Origin of the sequence: Streptomyces sp. ME02-8801-2C, from assembly GCF_033793965.1 — a bacterium.
Taxonomy (GTDB): domain Bacteria; phylum Actinomycetota; class Actinomycetes; order Streptomycetales; family Streptomycetaceae; genus Streptomyces.
Genome location: NZ_JARAXP010000022.1, coordinates 14,489 through 30,216, shown reverse-complemented (window position 1 = coordinate 30,216; position 15,728 = coordinate 14,489). Strand labels below are relative to the sequence as shown.

Annotated in this window: 16 protein-coding genes, 1 tRNA gene and 1 riboswitch; of the genes, 7 read left to right on the top strand and 10 right to left on the bottom strand. The window is 70.2% G+C overall.

Translation table 11 applies throughout. The features are described 5' to 3' along the window. Positions 1–263: 263 nt before the first annotated feature. Positions 264–1,808 carry a DEAD/DEAH box helicase gene (locus PV396_RS39575; RefSeq protein ID WP_319213175.1) on the top strand — a complete coding sequence of 515 codons (1,545 nt, stop codon included), beginning with the start codon at positions 264–266 and terminating at the stop codon, positions 1,806–1,808. An 88-nt stretch (positions 1,809–1,896) separates the two neighbouring features. Here the strand turns inward: PV396_RS39575 and PV396_RS39570 are convergent, their stop codons facing one another. Further along, entirely contained in the window at positions 1,897–2,256 is a 360-nt protein-coding gene (locus PV396_RS39570; RefSeq protein ID WP_319213174.1) for a hypothetical protein, read from the bottom strand. Between the two features lie 641 nt (positions 2,257–2,897). Between PV396_RS39570 and PV396_RS39565 the strand changes: the two genes are divergently transcribed. Together PV396_RS39565 and PV396_RS39560 are read left to right on the top strand one after the other, a co-directional pair. After that, positions 2,898–3,236 carry a MerR family transcriptional regulator gene (locus tag PV396_RS39565; RefSeq protein ID WP_319213173.1) on the top strand — a complete coding sequence of 113 codons (339 nt, stop codon included), beginning with the start codon at positions 2,898–2,900 and terminating at the stop codon, positions 3,234–3,236. A gap of 242 nt (positions 3,237–3,478) precedes the next feature. Continuing rightward, complete coding sequence (locus PV396_RS39560) at positions 3,479–3,682, top strand: cold-shock protein (protein ID WP_319213172.1); 204 nt, start codon at positions 3,479–3,481, stop codon at positions 3,680–3,682. Positions 3,683–3,794: 112 nt separating this feature from the next. Here the strand turns inward: PV396_RS39560 and PV396_RS39555 are convergent, their stop codons facing one another. The 6 genes from PV396_RS39555 to PV396_RS39530 all read right to left on the bottom strand — a co-directional run bounded on the left by PV396_RS39555 (position 3,795) and on the right by PV396_RS39530 (position 8,080). Next, on the bottom strand, positions 3,795–4,061 hold the full coding sequence (locus PV396_RS39555) for a DUF4235 domain-containing protein (RefSeq protein ID WP_319213171.1): 267 nt from the start codon (positions 4,059–4,061) through the stop codon (positions 3,795–3,797). After that, positions 4,058–4,759 carry a DUF3618 domain-containing protein gene (locus tag PV396_RS39550; protein WP_319213170.1) on the bottom strand — a complete coding sequence of 234 codons (702 nt, stop codon included), beginning with the start codon at positions 4,757–4,759 and terminating at the stop codon, positions 4,058–4,060. Before PV396_RS39550 ends, PV396_RS39555 begins: the two co-directional genes overlap by 4 nt. Further along, positions 4,756–5,178 carry a phage holin family protein gene (locus PV396_RS39545; protein WP_319213169.1) on the bottom strand — a complete coding sequence of 141 codons (423 nt, stop codon included), beginning with the start codon at positions 5,176–5,178 and terminating at the stop codon, positions 4,756–4,758. Before PV396_RS39545 ends, PV396_RS39550 begins: the two co-directional genes overlap by 4 nt. Positions 5,179–5,349: 171 nt before the next feature. Further along, on the bottom strand, positions 5,350–6,495 hold the full coding sequence (locus tag PV396_RS39540) for a YihY/virulence factor BrkB family protein (protein ID WP_319213168.1): 1,146 nt from the start codon (positions 6,493–6,495) through the stop codon (positions 5,350–5,352). Positions 6,496–6,676: 181 nt separating this feature from the next. Next, entirely contained in the window at positions 6,677–7,345 is a 669-nt protein-coding gene (locus PV396_RS39535; RefSeq protein WP_319213167.1) for a GTP cyclohydrolase II, read from the bottom strand. A gap of 156 nt (positions 7,346–7,501) precedes the next feature. Further along, on the bottom strand, positions 7,502–8,080 hold the full coding sequence (locus PV396_RS39530; RefSeq protein WP_319213166.1) for a MarR family winged helix-turn-helix transcriptional regulator: 579 nt from the start codon (positions 8,078–8,080) through the stop codon (positions 7,502–7,504). Positions 8,081–8,203: 123 nt separating this feature from the next. Between PV396_RS39530 and PV396_RS39525 the strand changes: the two genes are divergently transcribed. From PV396_RS39525 to PV396_RS39510, 4 genes are all read left to right on the top strand, one after another. After that, positions 8,204–9,343 (top strand): dihydrofolate reductase family protein, encoded by a 1,140-nt coding sequence (locus PV396_RS39525; RefSeq protein WP_319213165.1) that lies wholly within the window; start codon positions 8,204–8,206, stop codon positions 9,341–9,343. A 53-nt stretch (positions 9,344–9,396) separates the two neighbouring features. Continuing rightward, positions 9,397–9,470, top strand: a tRNA-Met gene (locus PV396_RS39520). Between the two features lie 285 nt (positions 9,471–9,755). Then, a riboswitch (cyclic di-AMP (ydaO/yuaA leader) is annotated at positions 9,756–9,913 on the top strand. An 11-nt stretch (positions 9,914–9,924) separates the two neighbouring features. After that, on the top strand, positions 9,925–10,986 hold the full coding sequence (locus tag PV396_RS39515; protein WP_319213164.1) for a M23 family metallopeptidase: 1,062 nt from the start codon (positions 9,925–9,927) through the stop codon (positions 10,984–10,986). Between the two features lie 149 nt (positions 10,987–11,135). Beyond that, the gene (locus PV396_RS39510; protein WP_319213163.1) at positions 11,136–12,080 is read left to right on the top strand and encodes an aldo/keto reductase; all 945 of its coding nucleotides are present in this window, start codon (positions 11,136–11,138) and stop codon (positions 12,078–12,080) included. 29 nt (positions 12,081–12,109) lie between these two features. Here PV396_RS39510 and PV396_RS39505 read toward each other — a convergent pair whose 3' ends face one another. The 3 genes from PV396_RS39505 to lhgO form a co-directional block, all read right to left on the bottom strand. Beyond that, on the bottom strand, positions 12,110–13,489 hold the full coding sequence (locus PV396_RS39505) for a PrsW family intramembrane metalloprotease (protein WP_319213162.1): 1,380 nt from the start codon (positions 13,487–13,489) through the stop codon (positions 12,110–12,112). Between the two features lie 47 nt (positions 13,490–13,536). Next, the gene (trmB, locus tag PV396_RS39500) at positions 13,537–14,310 is read right to left on the bottom strand and encodes a tRNA (guanosine(46)-N7)-methyltransferase TrmB (RefSeq protein WP_319213161.1); all 774 of its coding nucleotides are present in this window, start codon (positions 14,308–14,310) and stop codon (positions 13,537–13,539) included. Between the two features lie 166 nt (positions 14,311–14,476). Beyond that, a complete protein-coding gene (gene lhgO / locus PV396_RS39495) occupies positions 14,477–15,694 on the bottom strand; it encodes an L-2-hydroxyglutarate oxidase (RefSeq protein WP_319213242.1) in 1,218 nt (405 codons plus the stop codon). Positions 15,695–15,728 lie beyond the last annotated feature (34 nt).

Genomic DNA, 15,728 nt, shown 5'->3' with positions numbered 1-15,728 from the left:
TACTCTTCAGCTGGGGCCCGCATCCCTCGGGGTACGGGCCCCAGCTGCATGTGTTTTTTCACTCCCGTATTGTCACATCGTCACGGAGAACTCGCGGCCGCATCGCGTTGCCGGTTGCCGTGACAGCGCCCGCGTGAATTCACATCACTGCGGGTCGGCTTCGCTTTCGTATTTCATCGGCCCATTCTTGCAATTCTCCGCGCCGCCTGTTTGCTGCGGAAATTCCTCGACGTGAGCCGCACCGCATCGAGGAAAGGTTCCGCATGAACCGCGTACGTACGAACGACCGCTCCACCCGCACCCGCAATGGTGGTGCCGCCTCCGGGGCCGGAACCGGAAGGGGCGGCCGGGGCCGGTTCGGCTCGTCGGCCTCGGGTCGGTCCGGTGGGCCGAGCCGCTCCGGCGGTCACGGCGGCTCGGGTCGTCGATCCGCCGCCGTCCAGGGGGAGTTCGCCCTTCCCGAGACGATCACCCCCGCCCTTCCCGCCGTGGAGGGCTTCGCCGAACTCGAGATGTCCAAGGAACTCCTGGCCGCGCTCAGCGCCCAGGGCGTGACCGTGCCCTTCCCGATCCAGGCCGCGACTTTGCCGAATTCCCTCGCCGGCCGGGACGTACTGGGCCGTGGGCGCACCGGCTCCGGCAAGACCCTCGCCTTCGGGCTGGCGCTGCTGGCCCGTACGGCAGGAAAGCGCGCCGAGCCCAGGCAGCCGCTGGGGCTGGTCCTCGTACCCACGCGGGAGTTGGCGCAGCAGGTCACCGACGCGCTCACCCCGTACGCACGCGCCGTACGGCTGCGGCTGGCCACGGTGGTCGGCGGGATGCCGATCGGCAGGCAGGCGAGCGCGCTGCGGGGTGGTGCCGAGATCGTCGTGGCGACCCCGGGACGCCTCAAGGACCTCATCGACCGCGGCGACTGCCGGCTCGACCAGGTCTCCGTCACCGTCCTCGACGAGGCCGACCAGATGGCCGACATGGGCTTCATGCCCCAGGTCACCGCCCTGCTCGACCAGGTACGCGCGGACGGCCAGCGCATGCTGTTCTCCGCGACGCTCGACCGCAACGTCGACCTGCTCGTGCGCCGCTATCTCAGCGACCCGGTCGTGCACTCCGTCGACCCGTCGGCCGGCGCGGTCACCACGATGGAGCACCACGTGCTGCACGTCCACGGTGCCGACAAGCACTCGGCCACCACCGAGATCGCCGCCCGTGACGGCCGCGTGATCATGTTCCTCGACACCAAGCACGCCGTCGACCGGCTCACCGAGCACCTCCTGAACAGCGGGGTACGGGCCGCCGCCCTGCACGGCGGGAAGTCCCAGCCGCAGCGCACCCGCACCCTGACGCAGTTCAAGAGCGGGCACGTCAACGTGCTGGTGGCGACCAATGTGGCCGCGCGTGGCATCCATGTCGACAACCTCGACCTCGTCGTCAACGTCGACCCGCCGACCGACCACAAGGACTACCTCCACCGCGGCGGCAGGACCGCCCGCGCCGGTGAGTCCGGCCGGGTCGTCACCCTGGTCACCCCGAACCAGCGCCGCGACATGACCCGGCTCATGGCGGCGGCCGGCATCGTCCCGCAGACCACCCGGGTCCGCGTGGGCGAGGAAGCCCTGCACGCCATCACCGGAGCTCAGGCGCCCTCGGGGATCCCGGTCGTCATCACCGCACCGGTGACCGAGCGCCCCAAGAAGCGCGGCGGCACCTCCAGGCGCGGCGGCGCCACCTCCCGAGGCCGCCGCCGCCCCGCTTCGGCAGCGCCCCGCACGCCGAACCGACAGCCCGGCGCGGGCAGCACGGCGGCCTAGCACCTCCGCGCACCCGCAGTACTCCACAGACGGGGCGAGACATCACTGAGGGCCCGACCGGCACATGCCGGTCGGGCCCTCAGTGCGCTCAGTGGTCGGAGTAACTGAAGTCGCCCACGGTCCAGGCGCTGACGTCCTCGATCGCGATGCGGTACATCCCGCCCGTCTCCGGGATGCCGACCGTGCCCTGCAGGATGCGGGCGACATGGAAGTGCAGGTGTGTGGGCGGCCCTTCCGCCTTGGCCGGGGCTTCGAACACGGCGGAGAACTCGCCCAGTCGGGCGGAGTCCGTCAGCACCTCCGACACTCTCTGCCTCCACACGGCTTCGGGAGCCAGTCTTCCGGTGATGACGGCCCCGTTGGTGACCACGGTCAGGGACATCTGGTTGCTCCGCCCGGACTCCACAAGGGCGGCGACGGCAACGATCAGCTCGTCAGGCTTCGACATGGGACCGGATTCTATGCACCGGCCAGGACGCGCGCCGCAGACGGCCCCGGACTCCCGCAGGCCGCCTCCGGCAGATACCTCATCACCCGGCACCGTAAAATCTGTGCTTGTCACGGTAGACATTGGAGAGCCGGGTCGTTATTGTTTCTCTCGTAGTCGAGATCTGATGAAGCCCGGCAGACATGAACTGGCGGGCAGTAGTACACGCGTGACGGTGCGGTTGTGGAGTGCCCGGAGCCAGGTAGTCGCAAGACGGTGACGGGACTGACGACCGGACCGGGTGGCCTGCGGTGATCAGGGGCCGCCGAAGCAGGACCGCGGTTGACGCGGTGCAGTACCCCGCAGTTCCTGTTCGACGAATTTTCGAAACGAGTTGTTGCTCCAGAGGAAAGAACGGAGGAGTCGAGCGCCATCAGGATCGCCCGGGAGGAAGTCGACCCCGGGTACCGCAGGACATCGATAGGCAGGTGGTCTCCGGTCATAAATCCGCGATCCCCGCATCCCCGTCCGCCTGTCGGACGGCCGTGCGGAAAACGAAGGCCGGTGCAGCAGTAGTACCGGCAGATGGTGTTTGCTGTTCCTTCGGGGCCTTGGTGCCGTACGGCACCAAGGCCCCTCGACGCGTTCCACAGAGAGGTGAGATGACAGCAGACGAGTCGCTGGGCCGTCTCGACGACGACGACTACCCCGCCTTCACGATGGGCCGGGCCGCCGAGATGCTCGGCACCACTCCCGGCTTCCTCCGGGCCCTCGGCGAAGCGCGCCTGATCACACCGCTGCGCTCCGAGGGCGGGCACCGCCGCTACTCGCGCTACCAGCTGCGTATCGCGGCACGCGCGCGTGAACTCGTGGACCGGGGGACCCCGATCGAGGCCGCCTGCCGGATCATCATCCTCGAGGACCAGCTCGAGGAAGCGCAGCGCATCAACGCCGAATACCGCCGCGCAAACGGGGTGTCCAAGCCGTCGAACGCCTCCTGAAGTGAGCGGGCCCGTCGGCGACGGGCCATCACCCACGAGAATGGCCGGAATACTGAGCGGAGTTTTCAGTGGTGATAGCGGGTGCGGACGGGTAGCGTCTGTGTGAGCTGTCGTGGTTCGGATTTCCCCTTGCCCACGCCCTTGGTGTGGGCGCTTTGCTGTGCTGTGCCGCAGGGACCAGGGCGATCACCTCCGTCTGCCCCATGGGGGAGCAGGCGTCTCATCGACTGGAAGGCAAGACTGTGGCAACTGGAACTGTGAAGTGGTTCAACGCGGAGAAGGGCTTCGGCTTCATCGCCCAGGACGGCGGCGGCCCGGACGTCTTCGCGCACTACTCCGCGATCAACTCCTCGGGCTTCCGTGAGCTCCAGGAGGGCCAGAGCGTGACGTTCGACGTCGTCCAGGGCCAGAAGGGCCCGCAGGCGGAGAACATCAACACCGCCTGATCATCGCTCGAATCGCTTGAACGTCCTGGGCCGCGCGGCGTCACACCGCGCGGCCCAGTCGTTTTCCCAGTCGTTTTCCCGGTTGTTTTTCCGACAGGCTGCGCGGCGCGGCTCAGCCCGGCCAGGTGCCCGTCACGCGCCGGACGGCGGTGGCGCCGCCGCGGTCCACGGCCGCCTTGACGACGGCGAAGATCGCGCCCTGTACGAGGGCTGCCGTCAGCACCTCGCGCCAACTGCGGAACTCGTCCGTGGCGTCAGGGGCGTCCTCCTCGTGCGCGATCCGTTTCCAGGCCTGCTTGAAAATCGCGCCGGACAGGACGCCACCGAGGGCCCCCACGGCCATCCCGACCGGCTTGTAGGCGATCTTCGAAGCTTTCATCGGTGCCTCCTCGCCCGGCGGACCAGCAGCAGCGCCGCGACGAGCGCGCCCACGGCGAGCAGCGGGGCGCGGTTGGCGCGCGCCGCCCGCATGCCCTGGCCCGCCTTCTCACGTACGGGCTCCGGGGCCTTGTCCCGGGCCAGCTCCGCGACGTGCACGGCGGTGCCGCGCACCTGCTCGCCGGCCGCCACGGCCTTGGCACGCACCGGCTCGGGGGTCTTGTCCTGTACGGCATGCGCCGCGTGTGTGGCCTGGTCCTGTACGGCGTGAGCGGCGTGCGTGGCCCTGTCCTGTACGGCGTGGGCCGCGTGCGTGGCCTTGTCCCGCAGCTGGGTCCCGGCGTGCGCGGTCCTTTCGGTGACCTGCTGCTTGACGTCGGCCGTCTTCTCGTGGGCCCGTGCCTTGACGTCGGCCGTCTTCTCGTGGGCCCGTGCCTTGACGTCGGCCGTCTTCTCGTGGGCGCGCGCCTTGACGTCGGCCGTCTTCTCGTGGGCGCGCGCCTTGACGTCGGCCGTCTTCTCGTGGGCGCGCGCCTTGACGTCGGCCGTCTTCTCCTGGGCCCGTGCCTTGACGTCGGCCTTCGCCGCGAGCGCCTCGACGGTCTCGCCGAGTTCCTCCCGGGTCGCCTCGACCCGCATACGCAGTTCCTCGGGGGACGGTGTCGCGTCGTCGCCCGGCTGCGCCGTGTTCTCGGTCATCGGTGTGCACCCTCCTTGATCGCGGCTACATCGGCCTTGACGCTGTCCATCGTTCGTTCGGGCTTCGGCGGTGCTCCCTTGCTGAACTGCTTTTTTCCGAGCGCCGCCATCAGCGCGGTGACGGCGGCCAGGACGCCGGTGACGATCAGCGCCGCCGCCCACACGTCCAGGGCGAGCGACAGCGCGGCGATCACGGTGGCCACCAGTGCCTGCAGGGTGAGCACACCCCCCAGGCCGGCGCCGCCGAACAGACCGCCGCCCTTGCCGAACCGTTTGCCCTTCTCGGTCATCTCCGCCTGGGCCAGCCGCATCTCGTCGCGGACCAGCTGTGACAACTGCTGCGAGGCACGCTGGACCAGCTCGCCCACCGGCTCCTGCGTTTCGCTGCCTGTGCGGTGGGAGCCCGTTGTAGCTGTCATGGGTGCTCACCTGTCCTTGTCATCAGTGTCATCAGTCGGATTGATCGGATTGATCGGATTGATCGCATTGGGTCGGATCAGTCGCGTCAGTCGGATCGGCCGGGCCTGTCGGCTGTGCGAGTACCCACGCAGGCCCGCGTCACCCCGTCGGCGGCACACCGCTCCGCCGGTTCAGGATTCGAGGCGGCGACGGTCCTCCGCGTCCCACTTCCGGGTGTCCCGCGGCTGTACGTAGGGCTCCTCGCGGATCGGATGGCCGCCCGCGACGGCCCGCTGTCGGGCCAGTTCCGCATCGCACTCGAGGCCGAGCAGGATCGCCAGATTCGTGATCCACAGCCACACCAGAAAGATGATCACGCCGGCGAAGGTGCCGTACGTCTTGTTGTACGAGGCGAAGTTCGCCAGGTACACCGCGAACCCGCCCGACGCGATCATCCAGATCACCAGCGCCAGGAAACTGCCCGGCGTGATCCACCGGAAGCCGCGGACCTTCGCGTTCGGGGACGCCCAGTACAGGAGCGCGATCATGATCGTGACCAGGACCACCAGTACCGGCCACTTCGCGATCGACCACACCGTGAGTGCCGTGTCGCCGATGCCCAGCACGCCGCCGACCTGACGGGCCAGCCCGCCGGTGAACACGACGATCACCGCGCTGGCCACGGCCAGGATCATCAGGACCACCGTCATGCCGACGCGGACGGGCAGCACCTTCCACACCGGGCGGCCCTCCGGGATGTCGTACACACGGTTGGCGCTCCTGATGAACGCGGCGACATAGCCGGAGGCGGACCACACCGCGAGCACCAGCCCCACGATCGCCATGACCGAGCCGATGCCGGCGGTGCCCTGCATCTGCGTCACCGCGTTGCGCAGGACGTCCTGCACCGCGCCCGGGGCCAGGTCCTGGATGTTGTCCAGCACCCGCTGCGACGTCGACTTCCCCATGATCCCGAGGAGGGAGACCAGCACCAGCAGCGCCGGGAAGAGGGCCAGGATTCCGTAGTAGGTCAGGGCGGCGGCCCGGTCGACCAGCTCGTCCCGCTTGAACTCCTTGACGGTCCCCTTCAGCACCGCCCACCAGGAGGACCTGGGCAGGTCGGTCGGGGTGTCGGGCGCCCGCCGCTCGACCTGCTCGTCCGGGCCGACCACGGGCGCCCGCGCGGTTTTGGCCGACTCGTCGTCGGCCGTTCCGTGCGCGCCGCGTCCGCTGGGTTCGCCGTACCCCCTGCGGCCGTCGTGCTCGCCGTAACCGTTGTGCTCGTCGTACTCGTCTTGTTCGGCATGGCGCACATGCCGTCTCAGGTTCCGTTGCATTGCGCACGAGTAACCGGTTGGGCAGCGGTCCAACCGTCGAACCGGTACTCAGAACCGGTACTCGAAACCGGTACTCGGAACCGGTACTCGGAACCGAGACGAGGAAGCCCCCTCCATGGAGGGGGCTTCGGCCTGTGGGCTCGCTCGTGCCGTGTGCGTGAGCGACGCCCCGCCGGATGGTTCAGCCGACGCTCAGCTCCGTGAGGCCGCCGAGCCCGCCGACGCCGCCCAGCTCGCCCAGCGGCAGGGTGTGGTGGGTCTGCAGCACCTTCGCGCGCAGGTAGCGGACGTTCGCCGGGGTCGAGAACACACCGGTCGGGACGCGGTCGTGGACGTCCATGCCCAGGCCCCGCAGCTGGTTCGCCTTGTCCGGGTTGTTGGAGAGGAGGTCCAGCGAGTCGATGCCCAGGGCCTGGAGCATCTGGGCCGCCGCCGTGTAGTCGCGGGCGTCCTCCGGGAGGCCCAGGGCGGCGTTCGCGGCGTAGGTGTCGAGGCCCTCGTCCTGGAGGGCGTACGCGTCGAGCTTGTTGTAGAGGCCGATGCCCCGGCCCTCCTGGCGGAGGTAGAGCAGGACGCCGCCGCGCTCGGCGATGCGTTCGACGGCCTCGCGCAGCTGCGGGCCGCAGTCGCAGCGGGCCGAGCCGAAGACGTCGCCCGTGAGGCACTCGGAGTGCAGACGGACCAGCGGGGTGGTGCCCGGAGCCGGGTCTCCGATGACCACCGCCACGTGCTCCTGGCCGTCGGTCAGACCGTGGAAGGTGACCAGTTCGGTGTCGACGCTGTAGCCGTCGTGGAAGCGCAGCGGCACACGGACACGGGAGCGCTGGGTGGCGGCGGGGAAGTCGGGCATGCGGGTCTCCCGTTGGTCTCGACGATCGATCCTCGGATCTGCTTCGGGTTCCGCCCTGCGGCGGGCACTGCTTGCTTCAGATTTGAAGCAGATCTTCACTCGAGTGGTGACCCTACCCCATGTTTCAAAGTTAAAGCAACGGGTTTGTGGCGCGGCTCATGCGCGCGAGTCGCAAGAGCCGCCCGAGTCGTCGGACCCGCCCGAGCCGCCCGAGCCGTCGGACCCGCATGACGAGGAGGACCGGCGCAGCCACGGCAGACCCTCCGGTACCGCCTCCGCCCCGTCACCCTGGAGCGCCTGACCGATCCGCGTGCCGATCTCCTCCAGCTGGCCCACCTGCTCCGGCGTCAGATGGTCGAACAGGGCCGCGCGGACCGTGGCGACATGCCCCGGAGCCGTTCGCTCCAGCACCGCCATCCCCTCGTCGGTCAGGACGGCGACGGTACCCCGCTTGTCCCACTTGCAGGCCTCGCGGCGTACGTGCCCGTCCTTCTCCAGCCGTGCCACCGCGTACGTCAGACGACTGCGCGTGATCTTCAGCTGCGCGGCGAGATCGGTCATCCGCAGCCGCCGCTCGGGCGTCTCGGAGAGGTAGGCCAGGATCGAGTAGTAGAGGTGCGGCATCCCGGCGTCCTGCTGAAGCTGCCGGTCGAGCACGTCCTCCAGGAGCAGGGAGGCCGAGATGTACGCGCGCCACGCGCGCTGCTCCTCGGGGGTGAGCCAGCGGGTCGTCATGCGACCAGTGTAGGTTTGTTTAAAACTTGAACCAAGCTGCGGTCCTGCAAGCGCCGGAAGGGCCGCCGCGAGAGCCGGCCACGAGAGTCGGAAGAGCCGGAAAAACCGGAAGAGAGTGCCCCCATGCCCTTCCCCCACGTCCTGTTGTCCGCCGCCGTCTCCCTCGACGGCCACCTGGACGACACCGGCCCCGAACGGCTGCTGCTCTCCAGCCCCGCCGACTTCGACCGGGTCGACGAGGTACGGGCGTCCAGCGACGCGATCCTCATCGGCGCCGGCACCATCCGCGCCGACAACCCGCGCCTCCTGGTCAACTCGCCCGAGCGGCGGGCCGCGCGGCTGGCGGCCGGAAAGCCCGCGTACCCGCTCAAGGTGACGGTGAGCGGATCGGGCGAACTGGACCCGGCCGCCAACTTCTGGCACACGGGCGGCGAGAAAGTCGTCTACACGACGGACAAGGGCACCGAACAGGCCCGGCGCGCGAACCTCGGTGCCGACGTCGACATCGTCGCCCTGGGCCCCGGCCCGCTCGACTGGCGGGCCTTGCTCGAACACCTGCACGACGTACGAGGTGTGCGGCGCCTGATGGTCGAGGGTGGCGGCACCATCCACACCCAGCTCCTCCAGCAGGGCCTCGCCGATGAACTCCAGCTCGTCCTCGCGCCCCTCTTCGTCGGCGACCCCGACGCCCCCCGCCTCTTCGGCCCTGGCGCCTACCAGGGCGGCCGACTCCGGCTGACCGAGACGCGCCGGATCGAGGACGTCGTCCTCATGCGGTACGAGCCCACCGCTCCCGGCGCCGGCCCGGTCGCCTCCGCCGCCGACCGGCACTGGCTGGCACTGGCGTGCGAACTGGCGGAGCGGTGTCCGCCGTCGGACACGGCGTTCAGCGTGGGGGCGGTCGTGGTCGCCGCCGACGGTACGGAACTGGCGCGCGGCCACTCCCGCGAGGGCGGCGACCCGGTCGTGCACGCGGAGGAGGCGGCCCTCGCGAAGCTCGACCCGGCCGACGCCCGCCTTCGGACGGCCACCGTCTACAGCAGCCTCGAACCCTGCGCGCGCAGGGCCTCCCGGCCCGCGCCCTGCGCCCGGCTGATCCTCGAGGCGGGCGTACGCCGGGTGGTGACCGCCTGGCGTGAACCGGACACCTTCGTGGTCGCGGCGGACGGGACCGGGCTGCTCACGGGGAAGGGCGTCGACGTCGTCGTACTGCCCGAGTACGAGGAGCGGGCCAAGGCTCCCAACGCCCATCTGCCGGGCTGACGACAAACGTGGTGATCGGCGTCCCGCGGATGGCGTATAGTTGTGTTCACCGACGCGGGGTGGAGCAGCTCGGTAGCTCGCTGGGCTCATAACCCAGAGGTCGCAGGTTCAAATCCTGTCCCCGCTACTGAAGGCCCAGGGCCGGAAACCAGTTCTTCTGGTTTCCGGCCCTGAGTCGTTTTCCGGCCCGACCGCTCCCGGCTCGTCCCGGCAGGTCACCCCGCGCGCGGGCGACGGCCTACTGACTGGTCACATCGGCCGGGTCAACTCGCCCGATTTTCACCGGTGGTGACCCGGAAAGTCCTCGAGAAAAGGGTTAACGATCAACCGGAACAGCTTGGAATCAGACGTCCGGGTCTATTAACGTTCGATAACGCAGCGCGGTTGTCCCAGCCGTCACAAGAGACGGCTCCGTGCGCACGCGCCGAATCCCGCAAGGGAACCGGGGAACCACCAACTTGGGGTGAATCGCTCGTCCGCCTCCGTGGCAACACGGCAGGTATACGCGCGTAGGAGACCTTCCTGCTCCGAACCCGTCAGCTAACCCGGTAGGCGAGAAGGAAGGAAAGGAGCACGCCCACGTGGCGTCAAACCCGGCTGCCCCAGAGGCCCCGTTCATGCCGAGCCAGCGCAGCACCGAGACCGAGGACGGCAAGATCCCGACCTTCGGCTTCGGCGGTCGCCGTATCGACGAGGGCCCCTGGGAGGAGTGGAATCCCACCGCGGACTCCACCCGACCTGTTCGCGGCCGGCACCGCGTCGGCAAGCAGCGCGGAGGGCTCGCCCGCAGCTCCACCGTTCTCGGCGTCGGCGTCATAGCCGCTGTCGGCGGGGCCGGCATGGCCACCGCGCAGACCGGCAAGCCGCCGGTCTCCATCTCGATCCCCGACCTGCCCTCCGTCGGCTCGCCCTTCACGAACGACGACTCGGACGACGAGCCCCAGGGCTCCGCCACCGCGCTCAGCAGCGTCGGCGTGACCACCGAGGAGACCGAGCAGGGCACCAGCGACGCCGGCGAGGCCCTGCGGGCCCGCATCATCCTCCAGGCCGAGCAGCAGAAGGACCAGGCCGAGGCCAAGGTCCAGCAGGCAGCCGAGGACGCCGCCGCGAAGAAGGCCGCCGCCGAGGCGGCCAAGGTGAAGCGCGAGGCCGCCGAGAAGGCCGCCGCCGCGAAGAAGGCGGCCGCGGAAGCCGCCGAGGCGAAGCGGGAGGCCGCGCGCCTCGCCGAGCTCGCCAAGCAGTACACGCTGCCGACCTCCTCGTACACGATCACCTCGACGTTCGGCCAGGCCGGCGCGCTGTGGTCCTCCGGCTACCACACCGGCCTCGACTTCGCCGCGCCCACCGGCACGCCGCTCAAGGCCATCCACAGCGGCACGATCACCGAGGCGGGCTGGAGCGGCTCGTACGGCTACCGCACCATCCTCACCCTCGATGACGGCACCGAGCTGTGGTACGCCCACCAGTCCTCGATCAACGTCACCGTCGGCCAGAAGGTCGCCACGGGTGACGTCATCGGCCGCGTCGGTGCCACCGGCAACGTCACCGGGGCCCACCTCCACCTGGAGGTGCACACCAGCAGCACGGACAGCGCGGGCATCGACCCGATGGCCTGGCTGCGCAGCATGGGCCTCAACCCGTAAGGGACGCGTTCCCCGGTTTTCCGCCGGTAGTCCTGACGTTCGCCACCCGACGTCAGGACTACCGGCGTTCCGTTGTTCACACGACTGTTCACACGACCTTCGTGAACGGATCGGAATCACGGTCTCCGCCGCGGGCGTTGACGATGAGCATGACTGTTCTTCGCAAGCTCGGATCATCGGACCTAGAGGTCTTCCCGCTCGCCCTCGGCGGCAACGTCTTCGGCTGGACCGCCGACGAGGCGGGCTCCTTCGAGGTGCTCGACGCCTACGCGGCGGCCGGCGGCAACTTCCTGGACACCGCCGACGTCTACTCGGCGTGGGCCGACGGCAACAAGGGCGGCGAGTCCGAGACCCTCATCGGCAAGTGGCTGAATAAGCGCGGCAACCGCGAGGACATCGTGGTCGCCACGAAGGTCAGCCAGCACCCCGACTTCCCCGGTCTCTCGGGCACCAACATCAAGGCCGCCGCCGACGCCTCCCTGCGCCGCCTCGACACCGACCACATCGACCTGTACTTCACGCACTTCGACCAACCCGAGGTGCCCGTCGAGGAGATCATCGGCGCCCTCGACGAACTGGTGACCGCGGGCAAGGTGCGGCACATCGCCGTCTCCAACATCTCGCCCGAGCGGCTCCAGGCCTCCCTCGACTTCTCCGACCGTGAGGGCCTGGCCAAGTACGTGGCCATCCAGCCCCACTACAACCTGGTCTCGCGCGACACCTACGAGGGCCCGCGACTCGACATCGCCTCCCGTACGGGCCTCGCCGCCGTCCCCTACTACGCGCTGGCCTCCGGCTTCCTCACGGGCAAGTACCGCGCCGGTACGACGGTCGACAGCCGGCGCGCCCAGGGCGCCGCCCAGCACCTGGAGTCGGAGCGCGGCAGGAAGGTCCTGGCCGCGCTGGACTCCGTCGCCGAGGCACACGGCGCGGAGGTCGCCACGGTCGCCCTGGCCTGGCTCGCCGCCCAGCCCACGGTGGCGGCCCCGATCGCGTCCGCCCGCACGGCCGACCAGCTCCCGCCGCTGCTCGCGGTCGCGGAACTGGAACTGACGGAGGCGGAACTCGCGACCCTGACGGCGGCTTCGGCGTAGCCAGGGCCTGTGCCTGACGCTGTGACGGGCTAGGAGCGGTACGGGTTGTAGGCCGGGTACGGACTCGCCGGCCCGTACGGCTGCTGCCCGTACCCCTGGGGCCCGTACGGCTGCTGCTGTGCGTACGGTTGTTGGCCGTACGCCGGCCAGGCGGCCTGCGGCGGTACGTGCACCGGCGCCGGTGCGATGGCGCGCGCCGCGTGGTCCAGGGCCGGGCGGGCCACCGCCCTGCGCTGCCACAGCTCGCCCAGCAGCTCCTGCTCCCGTACGACGAAGTCGGCGCCCGCGCGGCCGAGGCGCCCCCGGTGACGCAGGAACGCGAGCGAGGTGGCGTACGCCTCGTACTGCGCCACCGCGCGCCCCGCCGGTCTGCCCAGGTGATGGCGGGCGTACTCGCGGGCCAGGCGGCGGGCGCGCATCGAGCCGAGGGCGTACGGCTCGCCCGGGGTCAGCCAGCCGGCCAGCGCGTACGCCGGCAACTCGGCGCGCACGGTACGCAGTTCGCGCTGGCGGGTCCAGATGACCAGCCAGGTCAGCAGGCCGAACGCGGGCAGCATGAACGCGGCGTACACCGCGATGAACCCGAACTCCCCGAACGTCGACGAGCCGTTCCACAGGGCGTGCATGCTCATCGCGAGCAACAGCCCGGTCAGCGGCAGCAGCACCCGGCGGACGCGCCGGCGCTCCCCCGACCGCGCGGAGATCCCGAAACCGATGCCGGTGAGGACCGTGAACAGGGGGTGCGCGAACGGCGACATCACGACGCGCACGAAGAAGGTCGCCGCGGTGACCGAGGCGATACCGGTGTCCCCGGTGAGCTGGTCGGTGCCGAACGCGGTGCCGAGGTAGAGGATGTTCTCGGTGAAGGCGAAGCCGGTGGCGGTGATTCCGGCGATCACGACACCGTCGACGATCCCGGTGAAGTCACGCCGCCGGAAGAGATAGATGAGCAGGACGGCGGCTGCCTTCGCCGACTCCTCGACTATGGGCGCTATGACGGTCGCCCCGAGGGTGTCCGCGCCGGACGGGTCGGCCGTGGCGGTCGCTATCCATCGCGTCGCGAAGCTGTTGGCGACGATCGCTATCAGGGCCGCCGCGCAGGCGCCCCAGGCGAACGCGAAGAGCAGGTTGCGCCAGGGCCCCGGCTCGACCCGGTCCAGCCACCGGAACGCGGCGACGAGCAACGGCACGGGCAGTACGGCGAGCCCGAGCCCGACCAGGAACCCCTCGGTGCCGGTCTGTTCGCGGACCAGGGCGAGGATGACGAGCCCGGAGAGCGCGAGCAGGCTGATGAGGGCGCCGTAACGCACCCAGCTCCGCTGCCACCAGTGAGCGTGCCGCAGCGCCCCGCCGACGAGGCCGTCAGTGGGGCTGCTGGGCTGCGTCGGGTACGGCGGAAAGATGGCCACGGCATCGACCCTAACCAGTGCTCTTCTACGAGTGCTCCACGAAGGCCCTACGAGTGCTCTACGCGGCGGAAGAGCAGGTCGTTCACGACATGTCCCTTCTCCAGTCCCTGGCCCTCGAAACGGGTCAGCGGCCGGAACTCCGGACGTGGCGCGTAACCGCCCCCGGCCTGGGCGTTCTCGAACTCCGGGTGCGCCTCGAGCACCTCGAGCATCTGCTCGGCGTACGGCTCCCAGTCGGTCGCGCAGTGCACGAGCGCGCCGGGGCGCAGCCGACCGGCGACGAGGTCGAGGAACTCGGCCTGGATCAGCCGTCGCTTGTGGTGCCGCTTCTTGGGCCAGGGGTCCGGGAAGTACACGCGCAGACCGTCGAGCGAGTCGGGGGCGAGCATCTCGCGGAGCAGGATGATGGCGTCACCGTTGGCGACACGGAGGTTGGTCAGCCCGTACTGGTCGGCGAGGTTGAGCAGGTTGCCCTGGCCCGGGGTGTGCACGTCGGCGGCGAGAACGTTCGTACGGGGATCGTCGGCGGCCATCCTCGCGGTGGCCTCCCCCATCCCGAACCCGATCTCGAGTACGACGGGCTGATCGTCCCCGAACAGCTCGCCGAGGCTGAGGGCGTGCCCGTCGATGTCGAGCCCCCACGTGGGCCACAGCCGCCGCAAGGCGTCACCCTGCCCGGTGGTGACCCGGCTGCGCCGGGGCTGAAAGCTCCGGATCCGCCGCTCGAAATGCGACCCGGCGGGATCGGCCTGCGGCCCACCGGGAAACCGGGGGGCACGCGTGGCCCGGACGGGGGCGGGGGAGTCGGGGAAGTCAGACATGATGCCGCCGATTTTACCGCCTGCCTCTATCCAGCTCAGGCCCGCATTCCCAGCCCGTCCGGCGATTGAGGACAAGGCCCGTTCAGGGCCGTAGGGGGGTCTGGGGGCGCAGCCCCCAGGTTCAGGATGGGACGGGTAGGGGCGGCGGGGGCGAGAAACGCTCCGCTCACCCACCCAGCACAGCCAACGCCCGCCGAGCCACCTCCCGCCCGATCGGCAACGAAGCCGTCGCCGCCGGCGACGGCGCATTCAGTACATGCACCGCCCGCGCCCCCTCCCGAATCAGGAAGTCGTCCACCAGCGTCCCGTCCCGCAGCACCGCCTGCGCCCGCACCCCCGCCGCCGCCGGCACCAGATCCCCCTCGGCCACCACGGGCAGCAACCTCCGCACCGCCCGCGCGAACGCCCGCTTGGACACCGACCGCCGCAGCTCCCCACCCCCGTAGCGCCAGTGCCGCGCCGCGATCCGCCACGACCCGGGCCACGCCACCGTCGCCCCCAGCTCCCGCATCCGCACGGTCCCCCACCCGTACCCCTCGCGGGCCAGCGCCGGCACGGCATTGGGCCCGATGTGGACACTCCCGTCGATCCCCCGGGTGAGATGCACCCCGAGGAACGGGAACGCCGGATCCGGCACCGGATACACCAGCCCCCGCACCAGCTCGGGCCGAGCCAGCGTGAAGTACTCGCCCCGGAACGGCACGATCCGCATCCCGGGATCGTCGCCGGTCAGCCGTGCCACCTCGTCGCAGTACAGCCCGGCGCAGTTGACCAGCACCCGCCCCCGGACGACCTCGCCGCCCCCCGGTCCCGCCGTCCGCACGGCCACCCCGAGCTCCGGGCGCCGGTCGATCCGGACGACCTCGGCCCCGTACCGGATCTCCGCCCCGGAGGACTCGGCGAGCTGCCGGGCGACCGCCACGTAGTCGCAGATCCCCGTCGTCCCCACGTGTATGCCGGCGAGGCCCCGCACCTCCGGCTCGTACTCCTCGATCTGGGCGGGGCCGAGCTCCCGCACGGGAATGCCGTTCTCCCGCCCTCTCTGCACCAGGGCGTGCAGCCGGGGCAGCTCCTCCCGCTCCGTGGCGACGATCAGCTTGCCGGTGACGGCGTGCGGGATGTCGTACTCCGCGCAGAACTTGACCATCTCGGCGGCGCCCCGCACCGCGTAGCGCGCCTTGAGCGAGCCGGGCCGGTAGTAGATCCCGCTGTGGATCACCCCGCTGTTGCGGCCCGTCTGGTGGCGGGCCGGACCCGGCTCCTTCTCCAGCACGGTCACGCGCGTGCCCGGTGCGGCACGCGTGATCGCGTACGCCGTCGACAGGCCGACGATCCCCCCACCGATCACCAGCACGTCACAGTCGTAAGCGAACCCACGCGACAGCTCCACCGCGCCCCACCTCCTGCTTTCATAGTGC